The organism is Nocardia sp. NPDC047654 (assembly GCF_043205035.1).
Classification (GTDB): Bacteria; Actinomycetota; Actinomycetes; order Mycobacteriales; family Mycobacteriaceae; genus Nocardia.
This window is the reverse complement of record NZ_JBIDDF010000003.1, coordinates 104,220-109,098: the sequence shown is the minus strand read 5'-3', so window position 1 is coordinate 109,098 and position 4,879 is coordinate 104,220. Positions and strand designations below refer to the sequence as shown.

The window sequence follows — 4,879 nt, the reverse complement described above, 5'->3', positions numbered from 1 at the left end:
CAGAGCCTCCTACTCGGCGAAAGAACCGCTGTCCGAACGCTTTTGGGCAGCACGAACAAGCCGCTACACCCGGCTGCCCAGTCCGGGCGCATGGCGTGAACACCACGTGCGATTCGATGAGAAGCGCGAACGATGCGAAGGGCATCGCGCGGAATTCGGCAGATTTACGCGAGATCGGCGACCGGGTGGTCACCGCCGCGGCGAGCGTCGCGTCCGCCGACGTGCTCGCCTAGCGTTCGATCGATCCTCCAACGTCATCGCCGTGGAGCGGACGCCACGGTTATGTCAGCTACGTCACACGGTCGTCATCCGTGCAGTGCGAACATTAGGCGCTTCGGTAATAAAAAGGAACTATTTGCACTAAAAACTTCTGGACAGACGTCCAATGCGGCTACCAGCGGCGGAAGTCCAGGACAGACCTGGGCGCGCGACCGCGTTCGATCACGGCGAAGCGTTCACACACCGATGGCTGTGCAGATTATGAGCCGAAACGTTGCATTCGCGTTGCATCGGCGCCGAGGCGGCGATCCAGCACCCGAATCTTGGCCTCGATCTGCGCATACAGCGGCGAGTCACGATCCACCGTGGCCCGGTAGGCCGCCCATGCCGCGGCGTCGTCGCGCCCCTCCGGGCAAGCGGTCCACCGGCGCAGCGCGGCGGCGTCTCCCGATCCCAGCACCGCGGTGCGCAATCGCACCCGCAGTTCGTCGCGAATGTCGATGATCCCCGGCGCGGTCGAACGCGGCAGTACCGGCCCGGCATAGAGCCGTAATGCGGAATCGACATCACCGGAGTCGAGCGCGGCGCGCAGCGCCTCCACATCGGTTGCGACCGGAACGCAGAGACGGTAAGGCCGGGAGCCGAACACGGTCGGGCCGACCACCGCCCGCAACCGGGACACGGCCGCGCGAATGGTGCCGTTGTCCAGATCGGTGTCGTCGAGCAGCAGCGCGAGATGATCGGCGCCGAGCCCCTCCGGATGTTCGGCCAGCAGCAACAGGATCTCGGCATGCCGCTGCGACAAGGGCACCCGATCGTCCGCGACGCTCAATTGCGGCTGCCCGAGGCCGAGCACGTCGAGCGCGAGCCTGCCCGCCGGGTGCGGCGGCGCCGGGTCGCGTCGGCCGCGACCCGTTCCGCGCTCCCCGGACCGCATCGCGGTGAGCAGCAAGTCCATTTCCGCGGCGGTGGCGGTGGCCTTGACCAGCGCGAGGATCTCCGGTTTGGCCACGCGGACGCCGCCCGCGATCATCAGCACGCCGACCAGCCTTCCGTCCGGATCGTGCACCGGCGCCGCCGCGCCGGTGAGCTGGTGCATCCGGTGCAGGAAATGTTCCGGACCGTGGATCCAGGCGGCGCGCCCGGTGCGCACCACCAGGCCGACCGCATTCGTGCCGATCCGGCGCTCGCTCAGATCGTCGCCTGCGCGCAGGCCGATCTCCGCGGCGGCCGCGACCTGCTCGGCGCCGCCGTGCACCGAGAGCACCCGGCCGAACTGATCGGCGACCACGACGATCAAACCCGTTCTGGCCGTGTCCTGTACGAGCAATTTGTCGATCAGCGGCATCAGGGCGGCAATCGGATGGGCCTGGAGATAGCGCTGCAAATCGGCCCCGCGCAAGCCGCGACCGTCGACCGCGTCCATCGGATCGATTCCGCCGCGCACGCTGCGCAGCCAGGACTCCAGCACGGCGGGGCGCAACAAACCGGCGAGCCGGGCAAGTTGATCGCCGCCCGCGCTGAGATATCCGTGCGCCTGCGCGGCGTAGACTTCGAGCGCACCGAGTTGGGCGCCCGGCTCGACGCCCGGCCGTGGGGGTCGCCCACCTGCGATGTTGCTGACCATTTGCCTTTCTTTCCGCCCCAAACTGTACCGGCGCATACAGGGCGGCACCGACCGATGTTCGGGTTTGTCCGCCAGGTCACACCCGAAGCCGACCCCGGCAAATTGTGACCTAACCGTCTTTCACTTATGAGACCAGATGCGCGGCCGCCTTTTCCGCGATCATCATGGTTGTGGCCTGCGGCCCACGCCCCAGCGACACCGGTACGACGGACAGATCCACTATCGACAACCCGGTTACTCCGTGCACCCGGCACAGCTCGTCCACCACAGCCGCCGCGTCGTTTTCCCGGCCCATTCGGCAGGTGCCGGATAAATGTTGCGAAGTGGCGAGATTCGCGCGTAACCAAACGTCGAGATCCCCGGTCCGCGGAATCGGATCGACCGCCCGCGCGTTCATCCGGCGCAGCAGCTCACCCGCGGTCGCCACCGCTTCGCACAGCCGGGCACGATCCGCCTCCGCGGCGAGGTATCGGTAATCGATAAGCGGCGCGACGCCCGGTTCGGCCGACCGCAAGCGGAGCGTCCCGGAGGACCGCGGGCGCATCAGCGCGACGCCGAGCCTGCGCACCCCGGGGGTGAAGGACACGGCGTACGGGCGGATTTCGACATCACCGACCTCGAGCACGGCCTCCAGCGGGACGGCCGGAGGTTCGGCCAGGTCGAGCAGGTAGGAGATCCCCACTTCCGGATGGTCGCCGAGCCGGGCGCCGACCGGCGCGGCGTGCACGACCGGGATGCCGAGCGGTCGAAGCTGCCGCGGGTCGCCGATGCCCGAACGCAGCAGCAGCGCGGCCGACTCGATCGCACCCGCGCAGAGCACGATGCGGTCGGCCCATTCGACGCCGCTCTCGCCGTCGCGGAGCCACTCGACGCCGACCGCCCGCGTCCCGTCGAAACGGATGCGCGTGACCAACGTTTCTCCGCGCACCGTCAAGTTCGGGCGGGCCAGAGCGGGCAGCAGATAGCCGATGGCCGGGCCGATCCGCCTGCCGTGGTCGCAATTGCACGGCACGACGCCGACACCCTCGCCGCTGTCGGGGGCATTGAGATCGGGCACCTCGGCGAACCCGGCGGCGAGGCAGGCGTCCGTGAACACCGCACTGACCGGGGCGGGATCCGCGGTGCGCGCCACCGGAATCGGGCCCTCGTCACCGTGCCAAGGTCGATCGCCGAAGTCCAGGTCGCGCTCGGTCCGGCAGTAGAACGGCAGCACCGCGTCCAACGACCAGGTGTCCGAGCCGCCGAGCACCCGGCTCCAGTCCTCGAAGTCCGCCGCCGTGGCACGGACGAAGTAGCCGCCGTTGACCGCGCCGGACCCGCCGATCACCTTGCCGCGCACGATGGTTCCCGGCACGGGCGGATCCTCGGCGAGAACGACCTCGTAGCGCCACAGCCATCCCACTTCCGGACCGATCGGCAACGCCGCCGCGTCCAGCAACTCGGCGGGCATCGCGTCGAGGCCCGTCCACAGCGGACCGGCCTCGAGCAGCCGCACCGCGTGCGCCGGATCGGCGCTCAACCGCTCCGCGAGGACACACCCGGCGGTACCGCCCCCCACGATGAGTGTGTCGGCCATTCGGACTCCCGTTCAGTAGCCAAGATCCAGGGTCGTCGCGGGTCGTACGAGTCGATCAGCGCGAGGGCGTGGTGGGTTTCAGCGCTTCCACGCTGCGCGCGCGGAACGCGCCGAGCCACAGGCCGGTGCCGTAGGCGATGTCGTCGAGACGCTTGTAGGCCACGTAGCGCACGGGATCGAGGCCGCCCGCGTCCCGGTGGGTGAACCAGTCGGCCAGGCCGTCGGCGAGGGCCATGGTGATCGCGATGCGCCGGACGCGCCGCGACAGCACCATCGCCACCAGCGTGATCGGCCAGTAGTGTCTGCACATCGCCGACGCCATACGCCAGAGCCCGGCGAAGAAGCCGCGCGCCAGATAGATCGCGGCGATCCGGGTGGGGTTGTCCAGTTCGGCGAAGACGCGCCGCAATCGGGCCAGCGCGGTGATCAGGGTGCCGATGCCGCCGAGCAGCCCCCACTTGGTCAGCGTGGCGAACAGGAACGCGGCCAGCAACGTCCAGGACGGCACCGACAGCGGTGACACCGTGCCCGCGTGCCGATCGCCCAGCGGTGCGGCGCCGGTGCCGTAGAACAGCTTCCGGCCGAACCAGGCGCGGAAGCGGACCCGGTGGTCGTGGGCCACGTGCGCCGCGGGCTCGTAGCGCAGCCGCCAGCCCGCCCGCTCCAGCCGCCAGCACAGGTCGACGTCCTCGGCGACGTGCATGGACTCGTCGAAACCGCCCTGTTCCAGCAGTGCCCTGCGCCGCGCCAGCAGCGCGGCGCTCGGCACGTAGGACACCAGCCCGCCCGAGTGCACGGCCGCCTCGCGCCTGCCCAGGTCGAGCGAGGAGCGGGTGTGCTCGTAGCGCGCCAGCGCGTTGGACTCCGGGTCCAGCGCGACGATCCGAGGGGCCACCAGCGCCACCCCCGGGTCGCTGAAGTGGCCGAGCATCACCTCCAGCCATCCGCTGCGCGGCACCACGTCGGAGTCCAGGAACGCGACGAAGTCGGTTGTCGCCGCGCGCAAGCCGGCGTTGCGCGCGGCCGCGGGACCCTGCTTGCGGTCGTGCCGCAGCACGGTCACCCGGCAGCGGGTACCTCGGTTGCGCGGGATCCGGACCGGCTGGTCGGACCCGTCGTCGACCACGATGACGTTGTGCCCGCGCAACGCGGCGAGCAGGCGGGCCAGACCCTCGGCGTTGTTGTGCAGCGGCACGATGACGGTGACGTCCTCCGGCGACGGCAGCAGCCGGGGGCGGGGATTGGCCACTCCGGAGTCGAGCAGCCGTCTGGCAACGACAGCGGACTTCGGGCCGGTCACCTCGAGGTACCCGTCGCCGATCATCTCGGCGGCCTCCGGGGCAAGTCGCAGCAACCTGGCCGGCGAACCGCCGATCAGAACCCGCCCGCCGGAGTATGCGCGTACCCGGGGATCGATCCGCACCCCGAATCCATCGGGCAGGCGATCATGGCGCATT

General features: G+C 69.9%; 3 protein-coding genes. All 3 read right to left on the bottom strand.

Annotation, left to right across the window (positions count from 1 at the left end; genetic code table 11):
• Positions 1-478: 478 nt before the first annotated feature.
• The 3 genes from ACGF7Y_RS14070 to mftF all read right to left on the bottom strand — a co-directional run bounded on the left by ACGF7Y_RS14070 (position 479) and on the right by mftF (position 4,878).
• Entirely contained in the window at positions 479-1,846 is a 1,368-nt protein-coding gene (locus tag ACGF7Y_RS14070; RefSeq protein WP_357122328.1) for a GAF domain-containing protein, read from the bottom strand.
• Positions 1,847-1,970: 124 nt separating this feature from the next.
• On the bottom strand, positions 1,971-3,422 hold the full coding sequence (mftG, locus tag ACGF7Y_RS14065) for a mycofactocin system GMC family oxidoreductase MftG (protein WP_393233370.1): 1,452 nt from the start codon (positions 3,420-3,422) through the stop codon (positions 1,971-1,973).
• 55 nt (positions 3,423-3,477) lie between these two features.
• Positions 3,478-4,878, bottom strand: a complete 1,401-nt coding sequence (gene mftF / locus ACGF7Y_RS14060; RefSeq protein ID WP_040870178.1) for a mycofactocin biosynthesis glycosyltransferase MftF — start codon at positions 4,876-4,878, stop codon at positions 3,478-3,480.
• Between the last annotated feature and the right edge of the window lies 1 nt (position 4,879).

What these genes read in the sequence shown, in the direction of transcription:
- ACGF7Y_RS14070 (WP_357122328.1), bottom strand. Translation starts at nt 1,846, where the DNA reads ATGGTCAGCAACATCGCAGGTGGGCGACCCCCACGGCCGGGCGTCGAG.
- mftF (WP_040870178.1), bottom strand. Translation starts at nt 4,878, where the DNA reads ATGCGCCATGATCGCCTGCCCGATGGATTCGGGGTGCGGATCGATCCC.
- mftG (WP_393233370.1), bottom strand. Translation starts at nt 3,422, where the DNA reads ATGGCCGACACACTCATCGTGGGGGGCGGTACCGCCGGGTGTGTCCTC.